16 protein-coding genes are annotated in these 21,021 nt (G+C 71.3%); 9 read left to right on the top strand and 7 right to left on the bottom strand.

Annotated features, from left to right (window positions below; translation table 11 throughout):
• Window positions 1-6 precede the first annotated feature (6 nt).
• Both yut and ABZ795_RS24455 read left to right on the top strand, forming a co-directional pair.
• Window positions 7-1,032, top strand: coding sequence for an urea transporter (gene yut / locus ABZ795_RS24460; protein ID WP_357532013.1), 1,026 nt, complete (start codon window positions 7-9; stop codon window positions 1,030-1,032).
• Between the two features lie 27 nt (window positions 1,033-1,059).
• Window positions 1,060-2,709, top strand: a complete 1,650-nt coding sequence (locus ABZ795_RS24455; protein WP_357532012.1) for an ammonium transporter — start codon at window positions 1,060-1,062, stop codon at window positions 2,707-2,709.
• Window positions 2,710-2,751: 42 nt separating this feature from the next.
• On the opposite strand, the gene ABZ795_RS24450 is transcribed toward ABZ795_RS24455, so the two are convergent.
• Window positions 2,752-3,168 carry a cold shock domain-containing protein gene (locus ABZ795_RS24450; RefSeq protein WP_357532011.1) on the bottom strand — a complete coding sequence of 139 codons (417 nt, stop codon included), beginning with the start codon at window positions 3,166-3,168 and terminating at the stop codon, window positions 2,752-2,754.
• 361 nt (window positions 3,169-3,529) lie between these two features.
• Here ABZ795_RS24450 and ABZ795_RS24445 point away from each other — a divergent pair, with 361 nt between their 5' ends.
• Window positions 3,530-4,054 carry a hypothetical protein gene (locus ABZ795_RS24445; RefSeq protein WP_357532010.1) on the top strand — a complete coding sequence of 175 codons (525 nt, stop codon included), beginning with the start codon at window positions 3,530-3,532 and terminating at the stop codon, window positions 4,052-4,054.
• 31 nt (window positions 4,055-4,085) lie between these two features.
• On the opposite strand, the gene ABZ795_RS24440 is transcribed toward ABZ795_RS24445, so the two are convergent.
• The 4 genes from ABZ795_RS24440 to ABZ795_RS24425 form a co-directional block, all read right to left on the bottom strand.
• Window positions 4,086-5,468: a rhodanese-like domain-containing protein gene (locus ABZ795_RS24440; RefSeq protein ID WP_327026991.1), complete on the bottom strand. Its 1,383-nt coding sequence runs from the start codon at window positions 5,466-5,468 to the stop codon at window positions 4,086-4,088.
• A 122-nt stretch (window positions 5,469-5,590) separates the two neighbouring features.
• Window positions 5,591-6,013, bottom strand: coding sequence for a carbonic anhydrase (locus tag ABZ795_RS24435; protein ID WP_357532009.1), 423 nt, complete (start codon window positions 6,011-6,013; stop codon window positions 5,591-5,593).
• On the bottom strand, window positions 6,010-7,764 hold the full coding sequence (gene sulP / locus ABZ795_RS24430) for a sulfate permease (protein ID WP_357532008.1): 1,755 nt from the start codon (window positions 7,762-7,764) through the stop codon (window positions 6,010-6,012). Before sulP ends, ABZ795_RS24435 begins: the two co-directional genes overlap by 4 nt.
• Window positions 7,761-8,351 carry a rhodanese-like domain-containing protein gene (locus ABZ795_RS24425; protein ID WP_357532007.1) on the bottom strand — a complete coding sequence of 197 codons (591 nt, stop codon included), beginning with the start codon at window positions 8,349-8,351 and terminating at the stop codon, window positions 7,761-7,763. The genes sulP and ABZ795_RS24425 overlap by 4 nt, the downstream gene beginning before the upstream one ends.
• A 163-nt stretch (window positions 8,352-8,514) precedes the next feature.
• Between ABZ795_RS24425 and ABZ795_RS24420 the strand changes: the two genes are divergently transcribed.
• Entirely contained in the window at window positions 8,515-8,781 is a 267-nt protein-coding gene (locus ABZ795_RS24420; protein WP_327026985.1) for a metal-sensitive transcriptional regulator, read from the top strand.
• 179 nt (window positions 8,782-8,960) lie between these two features.
• Here the strand turns inward: ABZ795_RS24420 and ABZ795_RS24415 are convergent, their stop codons facing one another.
• Window positions 8,961-14,423 (bottom strand): carboxyl transferase domain-containing protein, encoded by a 5,463-nt coding sequence (locus ABZ795_RS24415; protein WP_357532006.1) that lies wholly within the window; start codon window positions 14,421-14,423, stop codon window positions 8,961-8,963.
• Window positions 14,424-14,699: 276 nt separating this feature from the next.
• Between ABZ795_RS24415 and ABZ795_RS24410 the strand changes: the two genes are divergently transcribed.
• From ABZ795_RS24410 to ABZ795_RS24390, 5 genes are read left to right on the top strand one after another with little or no spacing between them, the layout of a single operon-like run.
• Window positions 14,700-15,146, top strand: a complete 447-nt coding sequence (locus ABZ795_RS24410) for a helix-turn-helix transcriptional regulator (protein ID WP_327026982.1) — start codon at window positions 14,700-14,702, stop codon at window positions 15,144-15,146.
• 31 nt (window positions 15,147-15,177) lie between these two features.
• A complete protein-coding gene (locus tag ABZ795_RS24405; protein WP_357532005.1) occupies window positions 15,178-17,562 on the top strand; it encodes an excinuclease ABC subunit UvrA in 2,385 nt (794 codons plus the stop codon).
• Window positions 17,563-17,619: 57 nt separating this feature from the next.
• Window positions 17,620-18,030 (top strand): VOC family protein, encoded by a 411-nt coding sequence (locus tag ABZ795_RS24400; RefSeq protein ID WP_327026980.1) that lies wholly within the window; start codon window positions 17,620-17,622, stop codon window positions 18,028-18,030.
• A gap of 48 nt (window positions 18,031-18,078) precedes the next feature.
• A complete protein-coding gene (locus ABZ795_RS24395) occupies window positions 18,079-18,654 on the top strand; it encodes a hypothetical protein (RefSeq protein ID WP_357532004.1) in 576 nt (191 codons plus the stop codon).
• A gap of 52 nt (window positions 18,655-18,706) precedes the next feature.
• Complete coding sequence (locus ABZ795_RS24390; protein WP_327026978.1) at window positions 18,707-20,323, top strand: GGDEF domain-containing protein; 1,617 nt, start codon at window positions 18,707-18,709, stop codon at window positions 20,321-20,323.
• Between the two features lie 5 nt (window positions 20,324-20,328).
• Here the strand turns inward: ABZ795_RS24390 and ABZ795_RS24385 are convergent, their stop codons facing one another.
• Window positions 20,329-20,895, bottom strand: a complete 567-nt coding sequence (locus ABZ795_RS24385) for a nucleosidase (protein ID WP_357532003.1) — start codon at window positions 20,893-20,895, stop codon at window positions 20,329-20,331.
• Window positions 20,896-21,021: the final 126 nt, after the last annotated feature.

Here is a 21,021-nt window from a genome sequence, read left to right as displayed (position 1 = left end):
GCTGACATGGCCGCCATCACACAGGGCTGGGACGGACTGGCCGACCGCAATCCGCTGGTCCAGTTCATCGACGCCTGCCTGCGCGGACCGGCGCAGGTGGTGTTCCAGAACAATCCGCTGACCGGCCTGGTCATCCTCGTCGCGGTCGCCTGGGGGGCCTTCGACAGCGGGCACCCCCGGGTCTTCGGTGGTGGGGTGCTGGGGCTGGTCGTCGGCACCGCGACCGCCCTGGTGCTCCAGGTCGACCGGGCCTCCTGGCGCAAGGGGCTGTTCGGGTTCAGCCCCTTCCTCACCGGCATCGCCGTGCCGACCTTCCTGGACCAGCGTCCCCTGATGTGGCTGTATCTGGTGCTCGGCGCGGTGGGCACCACCGTGGTGACCCTGGCCCTCAACGCCATCTTCAAACGGTGGGGCCTGACCGCCTTCACCTTCCCCTTCGTGCTCACCACCTGGGTGCTGCTGCTGGCCGCGTACCAGTTCGACCGATTCACCGTGCTGACCCAGTTGACCCCGAAGTTCCCCGGGGAGGGCACCCTGACCGGCGGGCGCTTCGACTGGGACCTGGTGCCGATCTTCCTGCGCGGCATCTCCCAGGTATTCCTGATCAACAGTTGGGTCAGCGGGCTGCTCATCGTGATCGCCCTGCTGATCAACTCCCGCTGGTCGGCGCTCTTCGCGATCGTCGGCACGGTCGGCGCCACCCTGCTGGCCCTCTGGTTCGGCGCCGACGCCACCAGCCTCGACAAGGGACTGCTCGGCTTCAACGCCGTACTGACCGCGATCGCGGTGGGTGCGGTGCTGCACCGGCCGGGCCTGCTGGTGACCGGGTACACCCTGTTCGGCATCGCCCTGACCCTGTTCATCCAGATGGCCATGGCCAGTGTGCTCACCCCGTTGAGCATCCCGGTGCTGACCGGCCCCTTCAACGTCGCCACCTGGTTGTTGCTGCTGCCCGACCGGCACTTCGCGCCGGTGCCCAATCACGAGCGGGTCAAGGACACCGTCGTGTCGTCCGTCCGACGTTCGGTCTGACCGGCCGTACGCAGAAAGGGGCAGGTCGTGTCCGCTGACATCGCGGCTAACCCGGGGGACACCGCCTGGGTGCTGGTCTGCACCGGGCTGGTGCTGTTCATGACCCCCGGCCTGGCCGTCTTCTACGGCGGGATGGTGCGCAGCCGCAACGTCCTGGCGATGCTGCAGCAGAACATGATCGCCCTGGGGGTGGTCAGCCTGACCTGGGTGTTCGTCGGCTACACCATCGCCTTCGGCGACGACGCCGGCAGCGGCCTGTTCGGCAACCTGGAACTGTTCGGGCTGACCGACCTGAAGGTGCCCCCCGCACCCCATCTGCACGTGGTCGACGGGCGGATCACCATCCCGGCCCTGGCCTTCGTCGCGTACCAGATGATGTTCGCGGTGATCACCCCCGCGCTGGTCACCGGCGCCACCGCCGGGCGGTTGAAGTTCGGCGGCTGGGTGCTGTTCCTGGCCCTCTGGTCCATCGTCGTCTACGCCCCGATCGCCCACTGGCTCTGGCACCCGGGCGGCTGGTTGGCGAAGCTCGGTACCCAGGACTGGGCCGGCGGAATGGTCGTGCACGCCAGTGCCGGGGCGGCCGTGCTCGCCGTACTGCTGGTCGTCGGCCGACGCAGGAACTGGCCGCACGCGGAGGCACCCCCCAACTCGATCCCGCTGACCATCCTCGGTGCCGGGATCCTCTGGTTCGGCTGGTTCGGCTTCAACGGTGGGGACGGGCTCCAGGCCAACGGGGTGGCCGCCCAGGCCGTGCTCAACACCCACCTGGCCGCCGCCGCCGGAATGCTGGTGTGGCTGCTGGTGGAGCGGGTCAAGGACGGCCACAGCACCGTGGTCGGCGGGGTCTCCGGGGCGGTCGCGGGGCTAGCGACCGTGACCCCGACCGCCGGGTACGTCAACACCCTGTCCGCCATCGCGATCGGTGCGATCGCCGGTCTGGTCTGTCATCTGGCGCTGCGGTTGAAGTACCTGCTGCGGCTGGACGACGCCCTGGACGTGCTGGCGGTGCACTTCGTCGGCGGCATGCTCGGCTCCCTGCTGCTGGGCCTGTTCGGCGACAACGGCATCAACCCCCTGGGCCGCGACGGTCTCTTCCTCGGCGGTGGCGCCGGCCTGCTGTGGGACCAGGTGGTCGGGGTGGTCAGCGTGGTGGCCTTCTCCTTCGTACTGACCTGGCTGATCGCGGCCGGGATCCAGGCGGTGCTCGGCCTGCGGGTGCGCGAGCAGGACCAGGACCGGCTGGACCAGGCCCAGCAGGGCACGGACGCCTACCACCTGGGCGGGGTGACCAGCCTGGTCGCCCCGGGCGGACCACAACGCCGATCCCGGCGGACCAGGTCGGGCGGTGCGGGTTCGGTGCCGGCCGGGCAGCAGGTCAAGCTGGTCAGCGCCCTGCTGGACCCCGCCCGGGTGGCCGACAGCGGGAGCCTGCGCGAGGAACTGCTCGGTGCCGGCGCGATCTCCCTGACCGTCTCCGACACCACCGCGGCGACCGAGGGGACCATGCGGCAGGTGCTGCCGCGCGGCTACTGGCAGGAGCAGTCCCTGCTGGCCAGGCTCCGGCTCGACGTGCTGGTGCCTGAGCAGGCCGAGCAGGCCGTGGTCGACCTGCTGAACCGCTACGAGCCCCGCCTGGTCTGGACCTCCGAGGTGGCACCGGTGGTCGTCAAGTAGCTCTCACCCCGAGACCCTCGGACCGCTCAGGGGCCGAGCCGGTCAGCCGTCGACCCAGCCGTGGGCGCGACTGAACTCGATGAATCGTTCCCGCACCGCGATGATCTGGGCGCCGGTCAACGACGGCGAGCAGCGCAGCAGCAGTTCCGTCACCGCCCCGGTGAACTCCGCCGGGGACAGGACATCGCACAACTCCTCGTCGCCCTCGATGCGCGGGCGCAGCCGCCGTTCACCGGTGACTGCGGGCGACTCCGGCTCGATGAGCCGCACCGAGGCGGCCTTCAGGCCACGATCGCTGTCCACCGCCTCGAACTCGACCGGCATCCCGACCCGCACCTGGTGGCGGTGCTCGCCGAAGTCGTTGGCGTGGACGAAGACGTCCTCCCCGCCGGCGGACGGCGCAATGAAGCCGTAACCGCGAACCTCATCGAACCGGATGATCTTCCCCACTGACGCCACGACAACCCCACCCCGTACTCAACGCACACTCACTGCGACAACCCGGGACACCCTGCTCGCGGTCGCGTCCACGCCCAGCGCTGGTCGAGAACTTAGCCGCGGCAGGTCCCGCCCTCGCAGGCTATCGGGTCCGGATGCGGCGGGGAATCCCACCGGGCCCGCCCGGCCCGGGGGCCTCCGGTCAGAGGGCCTGGCGGCCTCCAGCCAGGGGCCCGGGGTTTCCGGCCAGGGACCGGTCAGGGGCGCCGCCGTTTCGCCGAAACGGCGGTATCACGCCGCCGTGGACCCCGCCGTTTCGGCGAAACGGGGCGCCGCGTGCTGGAGAGGCCGGGAGATTGACGGACGGCACTAGGCTCGCGGCATGTCAGCTTCGAGGCGTGAGCAGCCGGTGACCACCAACCTGACCTGGGCTCCGGAAGAGGTACGGCTCGACATCAGCAAGGGCGTCCAGCCTCAGCAGGGCCCGCCGAGGCGGGTGCTGGGGGCGGCGATAACGGCCTTCGTCTTCGTCGGGCTGCCCGCCTTCGTCATCTTCACGGCGACGACCCTCCTGGCGCCGTCGGTGACCAACGAGGCAGGCGTCGGCCGGGTGGCCCTCTGGGCCGGGCAGGTGGCCCTGCTGGTGGCGGTCGGCGCGGCGATCGGTGCCTGGCGCACCCGCGAGGACAAGCCGCAGCCACCCACCACCACCTGGTCGATCGTGCGACGCCTGGGGTGGCACCTGCTGTCCACCGGCGCCTGCGCGGCGCTGGTGCTGGCGCTGCACGGGCTCGCCGTCGGCCAGATCCTCACCCTGGCCCTCCTGCTGGCCGGGGTGCTGCATCTGCTGCCGCTGGCGGTGGCCCGGTTGTTGACCAGGTCGGCCGGTCGGGATCGGGCGTCCTGAGCGACCCCGCGATCCCGACCGGCCGGATCCTTCAGCGCGCGGCGGCCAGCAGGGACTGCCAGGCGCCGTACCCGCCGAGCAGGTCGGACACGTCGGCCCGACCGGCGCTCCGCAGCAGGCTGGCCGCCACCGAGGAGCGGTAGCCGCCGGCGCAGTGCACCACGACCGGACGATCGGTCGGCACCTCGTCGAGGCGGCGGGTCAGCTCGGCCAGGGGGATGTGCAGAGAGCCCTCGACCGCGCCCTGCTCCCGCTCGCCGGCGTTGCGCACGTCGAGCACCACCGGCGGCTCGGGCCGCTCCAGGGCCTCCCGCAGGTCGGTCGCGGTGACCCGGCTGGCCCGGGTCATCTGGGCGATCATCTCCAGGAAGGCGGCCTCCGGCTCCCGCAGGTAGCCCAGCACCTGGTCGAACCCGATCCGGGCCAGGCGTACGACGATCTCCTCCTCGCGGTCCTGCGGCGCCACCACCAGGATCCGGTGCTCCGGGGCCAGGACGCTGCCGGCGGTCTCGGCGAACCGGCCGTCGGCGGGGATGTTGATCGCACCCCGGACATGCCCGGTGGCGAACTCCTGCGGGTCCCGGGTGTCGACCACCACGGCGCCCTCGGCGTGGGCCTGGGCGAACTCGGCCGTGGTGAGGGGGCGGGCCCCCCGGGTCGGGTCGAACAGTTCGCGGGCCTTGCGGTTGAGCACGGCGTCGAAGGCGAAGTAGCCGGGGGCGGCCGGTTGCCCGCCGGTGACCAGGGCGACGAACTGCTCCTCGCTCATCGGGGCGCAGGCGTAGTTGGTGCGGCGCTGCTCACCGATGGTGGACTGCCGTTCGGTGGAGAGGTTCTTGCCGCAGGCGGAACCGGCGCCGTGGGCCGGGAAGACCCGAACCTCGTCGGGTAGGCCCATCAGCTTGCGCTGGACGCTGTCGTAGAGCATCCGGCCCAACTCGTCGGCGGTCACCCCGAGGGAGGCGAGCAGGTCGGGGCGGCCGACGTCCCCGATGAACAGGGCGTCGCCGGTCAGCACCCCGTACGGCACCGGGTCCTCGGCACGCTCGTGGACCAGGATGCTGATCGACTCCGGGGTGTGACCCGGGGTCTCCATGATCTCCAGGGTGACCTCGCCCAGGCTGATCCGCTCCCCGTCGCGCAGCTTGCGGATCGGGTATTCCGTCTCGGCGCGATGGCCGTAGCCGATCCAGGCACCGGTCGCCGCCGCCACCTCCAGGTGACCGGCGAGGAAGTCGGCGTGGAAGTGGGTGTTGATCACCCCGTCGATGGTCAGGCCCCGGGCCCGCGCGTCGGCGAGGTACTCGTCGATGTCCCGGCGGGGGTCGACCAGCACGGCACGCTTGGTGCTCTCGTCGGCGATCAGGTACGACGCCTGGGACAGGCAATCCAGGTAGTACTGGGTGAACAGCATTTCTGGCGACTCCTTCGCAGTGATGACGGGCGATGACCGCTTCCCAATATATACCCCCGGGGGTATGCGTCGGGCGGTCGTGACCAACGCAACTCGATGACCGGTGGGGCTGAAAGACGAGGTCAGGGCCCGGCAGGCGGCGGGGAGACCTCAGCGACGAGCTCGGGATCCCAGCAGCGTTCCCCGCACTGGTCGGCGTGCACCGCGAGGATGCGGGTGCCGGGCAACCGGCGCGCCAGCCGCGCCACACTCCGGCGGAGCTGGTCGCGGTGCTCGTCGGCGGAGACGGGATTACCGGCGCAGTCGGCGTGCCCGACGATGACCAGGGTGCCGCTGCCGTGGGCCCGCTGGGACACCGCCACCTTCTCCAGGACCGCGGTCAGGTGCGATTCCCCGGTGGCGGTCAACACCGCCGCGGGTCCCGGTTCGGTGATCGTGTCCAGGTAGTCGACATCGAGGTGTTCTCTCGCCCACTCCTCCAACGGACGCTGGATGCGCCCGTCGATGCAGGTGACGATCGTGGCGAAGCGCTGGGATTCGGTCATCGCTCCCGCCCGACCTCGGCACCGCCACCGACCCCCGCCAAGGCCGCCGTGGGGCTCCCGGCCGCCGCCAGGGCGGTGGGGATGTCGGGGTGCACCTGGCCCGCTTCGCTGACCGATCGCCACACCCCGGCGCGGTCCAGCAGGTCGCGCACCGGGCCCCGGACGGTGGCCAGGTGCAGGGCCACCCCGCGGGCGGCAGACCGCTCCCGCAGCTCCGCCAGGGCGGTCGCGCCGTCGGTGTCGACATCGGTGATCGCGCTGGCGTCCAACACCACGGCCACCAGACCCTCCCGCTGTTCGGCCAGGCCGAGCAGTTGGTCGGACAGCCGTTGGGCGTTGGCGAAGTAGAGCGGCCCGTCGACCCGGATGATCGCGTATCGCGGGTCGGTGAGCAGGCCGGTGAACCGCTGCACGTTGCGGTACCGGTCGGTGCCCGGCACCCGGCCGAGTTCGGCGGTGTGCGGCCGGGCGGAGCGCCACAGGAACACCCCCAGGCTGAAGGCCACCCCGGCGGCGAGCCCCGGTTCGACCCCGAGGATCAGGGTGACCAGGAAGGTCAGGCCCAGGGCCAGCCCGTCGGCGCGGCGTACCCGCCAGGTGGTGGCCGCGCCCCTGCCGTCGACCAGACCCAGCACGGCGACCACGACGATCGCGGCGAGGACCGCCCGGGGCAGGTGGTGGAAGGCGGGGGTCAGCAGCAGGGCGGTGATCGCCACCATCGCCGCGGTCACCAGGGTCGCCACCGGGGTACGGGCCCCGGCGGAGAAGTTGACCGCGCTGCGGGAGAAGCCACCGGCCACCGGAAAGGCCTGGAACAGGCCGGCGGCCACGTTCGCCGCACCCACCGCGACCAGTTCCTGATCCGGGGCCACCTGCTGGCGGGACTTGGCGGCCAGGGTCTTGGCCACCGCGATGCCCTCCAGGTACGCCACCAGCGCGATGGCGATCGCCGCCGGCAGCAGCGCCTGGAGGTCCTGGCCGGACAGGCTGGGCAGCGCCGGTGCCGGCAGGCCCGCCGGAACGTCCGACAGGATCTTCACCCCCCGCTCGCCGAGGGAGAACGCCGCGCTGACCGCGGTGATACCGGCCACCACCAGCAGGGCGCCGGGCAGTCGGGGTACGTACCGGCGCAGCAGCACCAGCGCGAGGACACTGACCAGGGACACCCCGATGGTCAGACCGTGGGCGGTGCCGGCGGAGTCCCACAGCGCCGACACGGTCTGCCCGAAGGTGTCCGCCCGGCCCATGTTCAACCCGAACAGGTCCTTGACCTGGCTGGCGGCGATGACGATCGCCGCCGCCGAGGTGAACCCGGACAGCACCGGATGGGACATGAAGTTGACCAGCACCCCCAGCCGCAGCACTCCCAGCAGCAGTTGGATGGCACCGACCAGCAGGGCCAGCAGTGCGGCCAGGGCCGCGTACCGGGCCGGGTCACCCTCGGCCAGGGGAGCCAGCGCCGCGCCGGTCATCAGGGCGGTGATGGCCACCGGGCCCACGGCCAGGGAGCCGGAGGTACCCAGCAGGGCGTAGACCACCAGCGGCACGATCGAGGCGTACAGGCCGGTGACGGCCGGCATACCGGCCAGGGGGGCGTACGCCATGCTCTGCGGCACCAACATGACGGCCACGGTCAGACCGGCCACCAGGTCGTGCCGGAGGATGTTGCGGTCGTAGTGCCGCAACCAGCCGATCAGCGGCACCACCCGGGCCAGGCCGGTGTGATCCTGCCGGGGGTAGGTCGCACTCATGCCCGCAGCCCGGGCTCGCTGAGCCGGGCGAGGGAGGCGTCGGTGTCGCAGCCGGCACCCCGGTTGTAGGGCAGCTTCGTCAGCATCATGCCCATGGCGCAGGTGTTGGTCAGGGCGGCGAAGGTCAGACCGGCTCCGATGAAACCGGCCACGAACCGGGCCCCCGGCACCCAGATGCTGATCAGGATCGACAGCAGGACGATGCTGCCGGCCACCAGGCGCACCTGGCGCTCCAGGCCCCACCGCTCCCGACCCCGCTGCACCGGGCCGCCCGCGGTGATCCAGGCGTTCATCCCGCCGGTGACCACGGTGGCCGCGGGCAGTCCGGCGTTCACCAGCTTGGTGCAGGCCTGGCTGGCCCGGGCACCGGACTGGCAGATCAGCAGCATCCGGCCACCGGCGTCGTTGACGATCCGGCCCAGGTGCGCGTCGACCTGGTCGAGCGGCAGGTTGATCGAGCCGGGGACGTGAGCGCTGTCATATTCCCCGGGCGTACGCACGTCGACGATCAACGTGTCCGGGTTCTCGGCGATCAGCGCGCGGGCGGTGGCGACGTCGATGGCGGCTGAGGTGTTGCTGGCGGTCACGTGACTCTCCTCGATCAGTGGATCTGGATACCCCGGGGGGTATGTCGTAACCGAGTATGTCCGACGGAGGGCCGAGCGACAAATGCCTGGTGGCGGGCGGTGAAGCAGTTCGAGGGTATACCCCCGGGTGTACTGTTGGGGCCGCCGATCGAGAGGGGTGGACATGCAGGTCGACGAGAACGCCGTCGGTGACGTGATCAAGAGGCTGCGCCGCGCCGAGGGGCAGATCCGCGGGGTCATCGGGATGCTCGAAGACGGGCGGGACTGCGCCGAGGTGGTGACTCAGCTCGCCGCCGTGTCCCGGGCCCTGGACCGCGCTGGATTCAAGATCATCGCAAGTGGTCTCCAGCAGTGCGTCACCGCCGCCCCCGGCGAGGAACGCAAGGCAGACCTGGATCAGATGGAGAAGCTGTTCCTGTCCCTGGCCTGACAACTGCCGCCCGGGTGGGTCACTGCCGCATCACCCAGATCGGCAGAGGCTCGTCGGGGTGGCGGTCCTGACCTCAGTCGACTGCACAGCGTCGTACGGTAATCGCCCCGCCGCGACCGGTGGGGGCGTCGCACCGCCACGGCGGGGCCGGCTCACCGCCGACCCCGCCGTGTCCGGTCTCACCCCAGGCGGGCCTCGATGGCCTCGATGATGCGGGGACGCAGCTCGGCCGCGCGGATCACCGCGTCGACGGAGCCGACCTGCACCGCCCGGTGGATGTCGTGCACCCGGTCGAACTCCGCGGCCACCTCACCGAGCTTCTCCGCCCGTACCGCCGAGCGCAGCTCGTCGAGTTCCGCGGTCAAGGTGGCGCGTTCGGCACCGGCCGCGGCGGCCACCCGGGCCTGCAACTCCCGCACCCGGGCGTCGGCGGCGGTACGCGCGTCGACGTCGCGGGCGAACACCACCGCGGCGGCCGGCGCCCCACCCAGCACGGAGGCGAACGAGCCCTCCAGGGCCAACACGGTCATGTTGGGGTTCAACGCCTTGGAGAAGACCACGAAGGCGCCACCGTGGTACCGCGAGATCACACAGAACACGATCGGCCCACGGAAGTTCACGATCGCCCGACCGATCTCGGCGCCGTACTCCAGTTGCAGCTTGCGCATCGACTCCGGCGAGCCGTCGAAGCCGGACAGGTTGGCCAGCACCACCAGCGGCCGGTTGCCGCTGGCCGCGTTGATCGCCCGGGCGGCCTTCTTCGACGACCGGGGGAACAGGGTGCCGGCCGTGTAGGTGTCCGGGCCGTCGGTGGGCGGGAACCCGTGCCGGGGCACCGACCGCGACTCGATGCCGAGCAGACACACCGGGATGCCGCCGAGGTGGACGTCCTGCACCACCGCGGTCTCCGCGTCGGCCATCCCCGCCCAGCGTTCCAGCACCGGATGGTCCTGGTCGGACAGGGCCCGCATCACCGTACGGATGTCGAAGGGCTTCTTGCGGTCCGGGTTGGACTCGGCGGAGAAGATCTCGCCGACCGTGCTGAAGTCGCTGCCGGCCACCGAGTGCGGGAAGTCGGAGATGTCCCGGTCCACCGGGTCGGTGGTGTCCGTACGCCGAGGTGCCGACTCGCCCGGCGCGACGTAGGTGTGGTCGTAGTGCGCCATCAGCACGTCGCGGGCGGCGGGAAGGTTGGGCGCCCAGTACTGCGCCTGCCCGTTCGGGCCCATCACCCGGTCGTAGCCACCGATGCCGAAGTTGTCCTCCGCGGAGACCCCGCCGGAGAAGTCCAGCGACTGCTTGCCGGTGAGCACCATCGCCGAATCCGGCGTCATCACCAGCACACCCTTGGTGTGCATGAGCATGGTGGCCTCGGCGTTCCAGTACGGCTGGGCGCCCACGTTGATGCCGGCCACCACGATGTTGATCTCACCGCCGTCCTGGGTGAACTCGACGATCCGCTTGAGGGCCGCCGCCACCCAGTCCATGTTCTCCGTGCCCGAGGTCATCGAGATCCGGGCACCGGCGGACAGGGCGTACCACTCCAACGGCACCTGCATCCGCTCGGCCAGATCCAGGGCGGCGATCACCCGCCGGCACTCCGGCTCGGACAGCGCGCCCAGGGCCTTGGTGGGGTCCCCGAGCAGGATGACCCGGGTGACGCCCTCGGGGTGCCGGGCGGTCTTCGTGTTGACCACACCGGCGACGATCGCCGCGCTGTTGCGGCCCTTGGGCCGGTCCACCGGCACCAGGGTGTGGGTCTCGTCGAGGTCGTACTCGACGAAGTCCCCGAGCAGCCGGGTCAGCTCGTACGGGTAGACGGTGTTGCGGCTGCTGGCCCGCAGCACCTTCAGCCGGTAGTCGTCCAGCGGCTCGATCGGCTCGACCGGCGGCTCACCGACGGTCAGTTGCGCCCCACCGGTGGCGTCGAAGGTGATCCGGATCCCGACCTTGGTCAACTGGCCGGTGGCCCGGTCCTGCTGCCGGGCGATGAACAGGATCTCCTCCAACCCGGCGCCCGCGGTCGTCGGGCGTACCCGCTCGGCGATCATCTCCATCTCGGTCCGGGTCAGGCCGCTCGGCGGCCACACGTAGATCACGATGCGGTTGGTGGGGAAGCGGTTCTTCGAAGGCTGCAGGGACCGGGCCCGGCGGATCGAGTCCAGGCAGGCCGCCACCGCGTCCTCCGTGGTCGGCAGCGCGACCAGCCGACCGTCGTGGTCCCGCAGCTCGGTCAGGTCCCGCACCTGGGCGAAGGCGACGAGCCGGTCGTCGGAGGGATTCTCCCGGGCCACGCACTGGAACAGGTAGACCTCCTCGTCCGCCGAGGGCAGCCGGGTCAGGTCGAACTTGTGCAGCCGCTCCAGCTGCATCCGCTGCGCGATGTACGGGTGCAGGCCCCGGATCAACCGCTCCTCGGCCATCCCGCCGTCCGCCGGACGGAAGGTGAAGTGGTGGTGCATGACCGCCCCGCCGCTGCCGGCGACCGTGGTGGTCAGCCGAAGTACCTGCGGGGGCAGGGGCTGCGCGTTGATGACCGCGAGCAGCGCCTGCGCCATCGCATCGAAGTCCTCCGGCTGGTTCTCCCAGGCCAGGTAGATGTCGGCGTTGACGGCCTCCTCGTCGACGGCCAGCTCGGCCAGCCCGCGCAGCGCGTCGCCGAAGGCCTCGAAGCCCACCGCGGCGGACACCAGGGAGGAGTCGGCCCGTTCGGCGACCACGAAGGTGCAGCCGGCCGCCGGGCGGGTGCGGACCCCGATGAGCTGCTTGTTGCCGTAGTAGCGCCGGGTCAGCACCTCCAGCATCACGGTGTTGTCGAAGCGGTCGCGCAGCAGCCGCTGACCCAGCAGCCGGACCAGGGGCTCGGTGCTGCGTACCATCGCGGCCACCCGCTCGGCCCGGTCCGGGGCGTCCGGCTGGGCATCCAGGTGGCGCAGGTGCTTGCGGACCTCGGCGTAGACCCGGGCCCGGTTGCGGCGCAGCAGCGGCTGGGCGAACCAGGCGAAGACCACCCCCCGGGCCAGGTCGGCGATCACCGGGAAGCGGACCTGGGTGGCGGCCAGCAGCCGCTCCAGGGCCAGGCCCACCGGCTCGCGCAGGGCCTCCTCCGGCGGCGGCTCCGGCAACCAGGCGCGCAGCAGCGCGGTGACGACCGCGGCGTCGGCGGTGGCCCGCTGCTGGGCCAGGAAGATCCGGAAGACTGCGGCCTCGACCTCGGCGCAGCGGTCCAGTTCGGTCACCCCGTAGTGCCCGAGGGCCCGGGCCAGCTTGGCCTGGAAGGTGGCCGGCAGGCCGGCCCGTTCGACATCCAGGCTCTGCAGATAGGTGTGGAAGTACTCCCGGTCGCTGTGCACGTGGGCACTGCCACCGTCCTCACCGGTGGGCCGGTTGCGGCTCAGTTCGGCCAGGTCGGCGAAGACGTTGAGCAGGTCGAGTTCCTCGGCCAGCGGCCGGTGCCCGTCCTCGGTGGCCGCCTGCCGGGCCAGCAGGTAGTCGTCGAGCACCCGCCGGTCGTCGTGCGGGTCCACATCGAAGCCGAGTAGCAGACCCCGCAGGTCCTCCTGGCCGCGTCGGGTGCGCTCCAGCACCGGGACCTGCTCGGGGGCGGCCGGCAGGTCCAACTCGACGGCCGAGGCGGCCGGGTCCTCACCGGCCTCGGCCTCGCCGTCGCCGATCGGGTCCAGCCGCAGCAGGGGGGTGCCCGCCTCCACCTGGTTGCCGACCGCTACCGCGCATTCCCGCAGCCGGGCCCGGAACGGCGCCCGCAGCACGGTCTCCATCTTCATGGCTTCCAGCACCAGGACCGGCGCCCCGGCCTCGACCTCCGCGCCGACCGCCAGGGGGGTGGCGACGACCAGGGCGGGCATGGGCGCCCGCAGCACCCCACCCTCGTCGCGGCTGACCCGGTGGGTCACCCCGTCCACCTCGACCAGGTGGATCGGCCCGTGGGTGGCGGTGAGCAGCCGGTGCTGGGCCCCGTTGACGACGATCTGTCCGGTGTGCCGATCGAAACGGTCCAGTTCGACATCCGCGGTACGGACCTCGCCGCCGGTCTCGATCCCCACCCGGAACCGGTGCGCCCCGGTGCGGGCCACCCGCATCCGGTAGCCGACCCCGCGCAGTTTCAGGTCCAGGGGTCGGCCGCCGACATGCTGCACCTGAGGGCGCCCACCGGCCGCGGTGGCCAGCAGCCGGTGCCGCTCGTCGCGCTCCTCTTCCTCGTACGACTCGATGGCGGCGGCGGCCAGGGCGACCGCGGAGTGCCGGTGCCCGACGAGTTCGCCGTCGGCCCGCACCCGGTCGATCCAGCCGGTGTCCGCGCTGGCGTCGATGACCTCGGGCCGGTCGAGCAGGTCGAGCACGAAGCTTTTGTTGGTCGCGCCCCCCTCGATGATCACCGTGGTCTCGGTCATCGCCCGGCGGAGTCGACCCAGGGCCTCGTCGCGGTCCCGACCGTAGGCGATGATCTTCGCGATCATCGAGTCGAAGTCGGCCGGGATGGTGTCACCCTCGCTGATGCCGGTGTCCACCCGGATGCCCGGTCCGGCGGGCAGGTCCAGTCGGGCCACCCGGCCGGGGGAGGGGGCGAAGTCCCGGTCGGGGTCCTCGGCGTTGAGTCGGGCCTCGATGGCGTGCCCCCGCTCGACGGGCGGCTCACCTTCCAGTCGCCGACCCGCGGCCACCCACAGTTGCGCCTTGACCAGGTCGAAACCGGTGGTGGACTCCGTGATCGGGTGCTCCACCTGGAGCCGGGTGTTGACCTCCAGGAAGGCGAACAGCCGGTCGCCGGGGTGGTAGAGGAACTCGACCGTCGCCGCCCCCCGGTAGCCGACGGCCAGCGCCAGTCGCTCGGCCGAGGACTTGAGCTCGGCGGTCTGCTCCGGGCTGAGCACCGGGGAGGCCGACTCCTCGATGATCTTCTGGTTGCGGCGCTGCACCGAACAGTCGCGTACCCCCAGGGCCCAGGCGGTGCCCTGACCGTCCGCGATCACCTGGACCTCGACGTGCCGGGCGCCGGTGACCAGGCGCTCCAGGAACACCACTCCGCTGCCGAAGGCCCGCGCCGCCTCCTGGCTGGTGCGCTCGTACGCCTCGGCCAGCTCGGCCTCGCTGGTGATCACTCGGATGCCGCGCCCGCCACCGCCCGCGGTCGCCTTGAGCATCAGCGGGTAACCGATCTCGGCGGCGGCGGCCCGCGCGGCGTTGAGGTTCTCGACCGCGCCCCGGCTCCACGGGGCCACCGGCACCCCGACCTGCTCGGCGATCAGCTTGGCGCCGATCTTGTCGCCGAGCTGGCGCATCGCCTCCGGGCTGGGCCCGATGAAGGTGACCCCGATCTTCTCGCACAACTCAGCGAAGGCCGGATCCTCGGCGACGAAGCCCCAACCGACCCACGCCGCGTCGGCGCCGGTAGCCAGCAGGGCGCGCTCCAGGGTGGCCAGGTTCAGGTACGGCCGGGCGGAGGCGGGGCCCAGCTCATAGGCCAGGTCCGCTTCCCGTACGAAGGTGGCGGTGCGGTCCACATCCGTGTAGAGGGCGACGGTCTCGATCCGTGTCCCGGTCTGCGCAGCCAGTTCTCGGGCCGCGTGAATGAGCCGCATGGCGGCCTCACCACGGTTGACGATGGCGATACGGCTGAACACCCGATCGACCCCTCCGGTAGATCCTGTGACGAACGAGGCGGCAGGACGGCGGCCCCGGCAGTGAACACTGTTCTGCCTGAGAACGGGTCGCGCCATGCCGTAACCGCCGAACCCTGCGCGGCCGGATTGTAGGAACCACACAAAACCTTTTGGTGTCTTCACCTCACCTGCGCGATACCGTCATCGACCCCCATCTCGACGGTAAAGGCCCGGTGCGGTGTGCCGCACCCGCGTGCTTGCTGGGCAACCACTCGGCATCGTGGCACGATTTCGCGGGTGACCGGCAGAGCCTCGGCCGAGCAGCTGAAGGATCTGGCGCGGCTGCGTCGGGTCCGGGATCGCATCGACCGCGAGTACGCCCAGCCCCTCGACGTCGAGGCGCTGGCCCGTGGGGTGAACATGTCCGCCGGTCACCTCAGCCGCCAGTTCCGCCTGGCCTACGGGGAATCGCCGTACGCCTATCTGATGACCCGGCGCATCGAGCGGGCGATGGCGCTGTTGCGGCGCGGCGATCTGACGGTCACCGAGGTATGTTTCACGGTCGGTTGTGGGTCGTTGGGTACCTTCAGCACCCGGTTCACCGAGCTGGTCGGAGTACCGCCCAGCATCTACCGGCGGCAGGCGCGCACGAGGGCGGCCGAGATGCCCGGGTGCGTGTCGCGGCAGGTGACCCGGCCGATCAGGATTCGAGAAGCGTCGACGGAACGGCCGCGGCTAGCGTGACCGGCGAACGCTCACGGGGATGGAGAAGACGATGACCAGGACCACGAGCGCCGGGACCCCCTCGGCGCACGTCGCCGACAGCCATGACCTGATCCGGGTGCACGGCGCGCGGGAGAACAACCTCAAGGACGTCAGCATCGAGATCCCCAAGCGTCGGCTGACGGTCTTCACCGGGGTCTCCGGGTCGGGCAAGAGTTCCCTGGTCTTCGGCACCATCGCGGCCGAGTCGCAGCGGCTGATCAACGAGACCTACAGCGCCTTCGTGCAGGGCTTCATGCCGACCCAGGCGCGGCCCGAGGTCGACGTGCTCGACGGGCTGACCACCGCGATCATCGTCGACCAGGAACGGATGGGTGCCAACTCCCGCTCGACGGTCGGCACGGTCACCGATGTCAACGCCATGCTGCGGATCCTGTTCAGCCGACTGGGTCAGCCGCACATCGGCTCGCCGCAGGCCTTCTCCTTCAATGTCGCCTCGGTCAGCGGGGCGGGTGCGATCACCCTGGAACGCGGCGGCACCACGACGAAGGAACGCCGCAGCTTCAGCGTCACCGGCGGCATGTGCCCACGGTGCGAGGGGATGGGCCGGGTCAGCGACTTCGACCTGTCCGCGCTCTACGACGACAGCAGATCCCTCAACGAGGGCGCCCTGACCATTCCCGGCTACAGCGCGGACGGCTGGTACGTCCGCATCTTCAGCGGCAGCGGCTTCTTCGACCCGGACAAGCCGATCCGCGCCTTCACCAAGCGCGAGCTCAACGACCTCCTCTACAAAGAACCGACCAAGATCAAGGTCGACAGCATCAATGTGACCTACGAGGGGTTGATCCCCCGGATCCAGAAGTCCTTCCTGTCCAAGGACCGGGAGGCGATGCAGCCGCACATCCGCGCCTTCGTCGACCGGGCGATCACCTTCGCCACCTGCCCGGACTGCGGTGGCACCCGGCTCAGCGAACTGGCCCGTTCCTCGAAGATCGACGGGCGCAACATCGCGGACCTCTGCGCGATGCAGATCAGCGACCTGGCCGAGTGGGTGCGGTCGCGCAACGATCCGAGCGTGGCGCCGCTGCTGACCTCGCTGCGGCACACCCTCGACTCCTTCGTGGAGATCGGGCTCGGCTACCTCTCCCTGGACCGCCCCTCGGGCACCCTCTCCGGCGGCGAGGCCCAACGCACCAAGATGATCCGGCACCTGGGCTCCTCGCTGACCGATGTCACCTACGTCTTCGACGAGCCGACCGTCGGGCTGCACCCGCACGACATCGCCCGGATGAACGACCTGCTGCTGCGGCTGCGGGACAAGGGCAACACCGTACTGGTGGTGGAGCACAAGCCGGAGATGATCGCGATCGCCGACCATGTGGTCGACCTGGGCCCCGGGGCGGGTACGGCCGGCGGCTCGGTCTGCTTCGAGGGCACCGTCGAGGGTCTGCGGGCCAGTGACACCCTGACCGGACGGCACCTCGACGACCGGGCCACCCTCAAGGAGAAGGTGCGTACCCCCACCGGGGCGCTGGAGGTCCGGGGCGCGGCCACCCACAACCTGCGCGACGTCGATGTCGACATCCCGCTGGGGGTGCTGGTCGTGGTCACCGGGGTGGCCGGCTCCGGCAAGAGTTCCCTGATCCACGGCTCGGTGGCCGGGCGCGACGGGGTGGTGGCGGTGGACCAGACCGCGATCCGTGGCTCCCGGCGAAGCAACCCGGCGACCTACACCGGCCTGCTGGAACCCATCCGCAAGGCCTTCGCCAAGGCCAACGGGGTCAAGCCGGCCCTGTTCAGCGCCAACTCCGAGGGCGCCTGCCCGACCTGCAACGGGGCCGGGGTCATCTACACCGACCTGGCCATGATGGCCGGTGTCGTCACCACCTGCGAGGACTGCGAGGGCAAGCGGTTCCAGGCCTCCGTGCTGGAATACCACCTGGGCGGGCGCAACATCAGCGAGGTGCTGGCCATGTCCGTCACCGAGGCCGAGGCCTTCTTCGGCGAGGGGGCGGCCCGTACCCCGGCGGCGCACGCCATCCTCACCCGGCTGGCGGATGTGGGGCTCGGTTACCTGAGCCTGGGGCAGCCCCTCACCACCCTCTCCGGTGGTGAACGGCAGCGGCTGAAGCTGGCCACCCACATGGCCGACAAGGGTGGCGTCTACGTTCTCGACGAGCCGACCACCGGCCTGCACCTGGCCGACGTCGAGCACCTGCTGGGGCTGCTCGACCGGCTGGTCGACGCCGGCAAGTCGGTGATCGTCATCGAGCACCACCAGGCGGTCATGGCCCACGCCGACTGGATCATCGACCTCGGTCCGGGGGCCGGGCACGACGGCGGCCGGATCGTCTTCGAGGGCACCCCGGCCGACCTGGTCGCCGCCCGATCCACCGTCACCGGTGAGCACCTGGCCGGCTATGTGGGCCGGTGAGGAAGCGGTCAGGATTCGAGAAGCCGCACCGGTCCGGGCGCGATTAGCGTGACCAGCATGAACATCACCATCCATGCCAGCTTCCTGCCGCACACCGACCCGGAGGCGGCACTGGCCTTCTACCGCGACATCCTCGGTTTCGAGGTCCGCCTGGACGTGGGGCACGGCGGGATGCGCTGGCTGACGGTCGGTCCCCCCGGCCAGCCCGACACCTCCATCGTCCTGACCCCGCCGGCGGTCGACCCCGGCATCACCTCGGATGAGCGCGCCACCATCGCCGAGATGATGGCCAAGGGCACCTACGCCGGCCTCCTGCTGGCCACCCCGGAACTGGACGAGACCTTCGACCGGCTCCAGGCCGCCGGGGTGGAGGTGGTCCAGGAACCGACCGACCAGCCGTACGGGTTGCGGGACTGCGCCGTACGCGACCCCTCCGGCAACCTGATCCGCCTCCAACAGCTGCCCTGAACTCCGCCACCACCAGGGGTGGGAACGGGGGGTGGTTAGGCTGCGGGCATGGAGGTCGGCGAGCAGGGGCGGTGGCTGGCGGGGTCGCTGGCGCAGCGGGTCGACCGGCTGGCCTTCACCGACCTGACCACCGACCAGGTCACCGCCCGGCTGGTCGACACCGTGGTCGGCTGGGCACGTGAGCAGGGTTGGCGGGTCTACCGTCGGGCCCCCAGCGTGCTGCCGCTGCCGCCGCCGATGTCGGCCCAGCAGTCCGTGCTCGATGTGGCCTGCGCCCGTCCCGACGGGCCGCCGGTCGTCCTCGAGGTCGACCACGGCACCCGCCGCCGTACCTGGGAGAAGCTGCTGGCCGAGGCGGAGGCCGGGCGGATTCCCCTCTGGCTGCGCTGGGGCACCGGCCGGTTCACCCCACCCCCGCCCCCGATCCAGATGGTGACCTGCGAGGTCACCGTCCGGTCGGAGCCGGCCGGGCGGGGCCGGTTGCACACCCGGCTGCCCCGGGCCGAGAAGCAGCCACCGGCCCACTCCGCCCTACGGCTGGATGGGCCGGCGGCGATCGAACTGCCGCTGCCGACGATCGGGTCAACGGGCGGACCGCCCGCCCGGCCGGGTCATCCCGACTGAGTCGTTGCCGTACCATCGGGCTGATTTCCTACCTGGGCGGTGCGGAGGCCGCATGGACGAGGTGACCCTCGGGGCGCTCCGCCTCCTTGAGGAGGCGCAGGCCGGTGCTGCGGCGCAGGTGCTGACGGCCGCGGAGGCGGCGCTTCGCGAACCGACCGGACAGCTCAGCGACGGTCCGGCGGCGATGCACTTCGCCCGGGTCGTGGCGCTGACCCGGCTGGGTGAACTGCGCGCCGCGATCGACGCCACCGACCTGATGCTGGCCGCGGCCGACCGGGAGGGCAGCGCCGGATGGCGTTCCTGCGCCCTGTCGCTGCGGGCGACCCGACGGCTGCGCCTGGGCGGCCAGAACATCGCCGAGTACGACATCGAGGCGGTGCTGCGGGACCTGGTCAGCGCCCAGACCGCCCTGCTGGCCGACGAACCCAACCCGGTGATCGTGGGCAACGCGCACACCGGAATCGCGATCGGCTACGCCCAGCTTCGCCTGTACGAGTTGGCCGCACCCCAGTTCGAGGCGGCCTACGAGGCGACCCGACGAGAGTCCTATCCGGACAACGGCAACCGGGCGATGTGGCTGTGCAACCTGGCCGAACTCAACCTGATCTGGGCCCTGGAGCTGTACCAGGTCGGTCAGGTGGCCGAGGCGGAACGGCACACCGGCGCGGCGGAGGAGTACGCGATACGGGCCGCCGCCGAGGCCTCCGGCCCCAAGGCGGAGGTGTGGCGGCTCTCCGCCCTGCTGTACGCGGCCTGCTCCCGTGCCGACCGTCAGGACCCGGCCGGTGCGGCTGCCGACATCCCCCGCTACACCGAGCTGCTGCGCATCCACGGGGTGTCCGAGCAGCATCAGGAGATCCTGCTGTGCCGGCCCTTCCACGCGGTGGCCCTGCGCCGATCGGGGCGACCCGAGCAGGCTCTACGGGTCATCGAGGAGGCCGTCACCCTGCTGTCGGCGGAGACCGACTGGCTGATCTCGGCCGCGGTGCACCGTACCCACGCGGTGCTGCTGGCGGCGACCGGCTCGCCCGGTGCCCGGCCGGGGCTGACCTACGGCGACGCCCTGGCCGAGTTGCTGTGGCGGCAACGGAATCACTGGCTGCACACCGCGATGACCATGCAGGCCTACGATGCGCTGCGCTGGCAGCACGAGCAGGCCGAGCGGGCGGCGCGGACCGACCCCCTGACCGGGGTGGCCAACCGGCGGGGGCTGGACCGGTTCCTGCGTGAGCTGACCGATCCCGACCTGGCCGACCGCCCGGTGGCCGTGCTGGCGGTGGACATCGACCGGTTCAAGCACATAAACGATTCCCTGGGCCACGCCACCGGTGACGAGGTGCTGCGGGCGGTGGCGGACCTGCTCACCGCCAGCGTTCGGCCGGGCGACTTCGTGGCACGGTTGGGCGGCGACGAGTTCGTCGCCATCCTGCCGGGGGCGGATGCCGCACTGGCCCGGCAGGTGGGCCTGCGGACGGTGGCCGCCGTCGGCGGCCTGACCGCCTGGCCGGTACGGGTCAGCGTGGGGGTCGCCCACGGTCCGGCGTACTGCCTGGAGCAGGCCCTCAGCGTCGCCGACCAGGCGATGTACGCCGCCAAGCGCGCGGGTGGCAATCAGGCCAGCTGCCTGGCGGCGGAGTTGCCCGGCTGCGCCCCGGCGGCCGCCGACTGACCGACTCAGAGGTGGTCGCGGACCCAGTCGGCCAGCAGCCGGGCGCACTGGTCCACGGACTCCTGCCAGCTGCTCGCCGCCCCGGCGCCGGCCTCGTCGCTGACCTGCTTGATCAGACGCACCGGTACGCCGAACCGCTGGGCGGTCGAGGCGACCGCATAGCCCTCCATGTCGACCAGGTGGGCGCGGGTGGCCAGGGCGGCGCGGGCCCGGTCGTCGGCGATGAACTGGTCGCCGGTGGCCAGCACCGGACCTTCGCCCAGGGTCACCGGCGCCCCGACGGTCTGCCCGGTCAACCGGTGGAGGAAGGCGGTGTCCAGGTCGTGTTGCAGCACGCTGCCGACTTCGTGGATGCCGGCCCAGCCGGGGTGCAGGGCGCCCGCGGTGCCGAGGTTGACCACCGCCGAGGGCTGCGGCTCGCGGGCCAGAGTCCCCGCGATCGCGGCGGCAGCATTGATCTTCCCCATGCCGGTGAGCAGCACCGGTAGGCGCCCATCGAGGTGCGCGGCCTCCTCCGCGAGGGCCAGCACAAGCAGCGGGCGATCAGGGCTGATCGTTCCTCGAAGATCCATCGGGCGATGGTAGCCGGGCACCGGGGCGGCCCTCGGTGCAAGGTCCGCTCGGCCGAGGGGCTGCCCCGGTCGCCGTACAACCAGGTCCTGGCTTTCGCGTATCCAGCCACACGGATGATGGTGAAT

Source organism: Micromonospora sp. NPDC047134, from assembly GCF_040643455.1.
Taxonomy (GTDB): Bacteria; Actinomycetota; Actinomycetes; order Mycobacteriales; family Micromonosporaceae; genus Micromonospora.
Note: the sequence above shows the minus strand (reverse complement) of the source record. Positions and strands in the feature narration are given on the sequence as shown.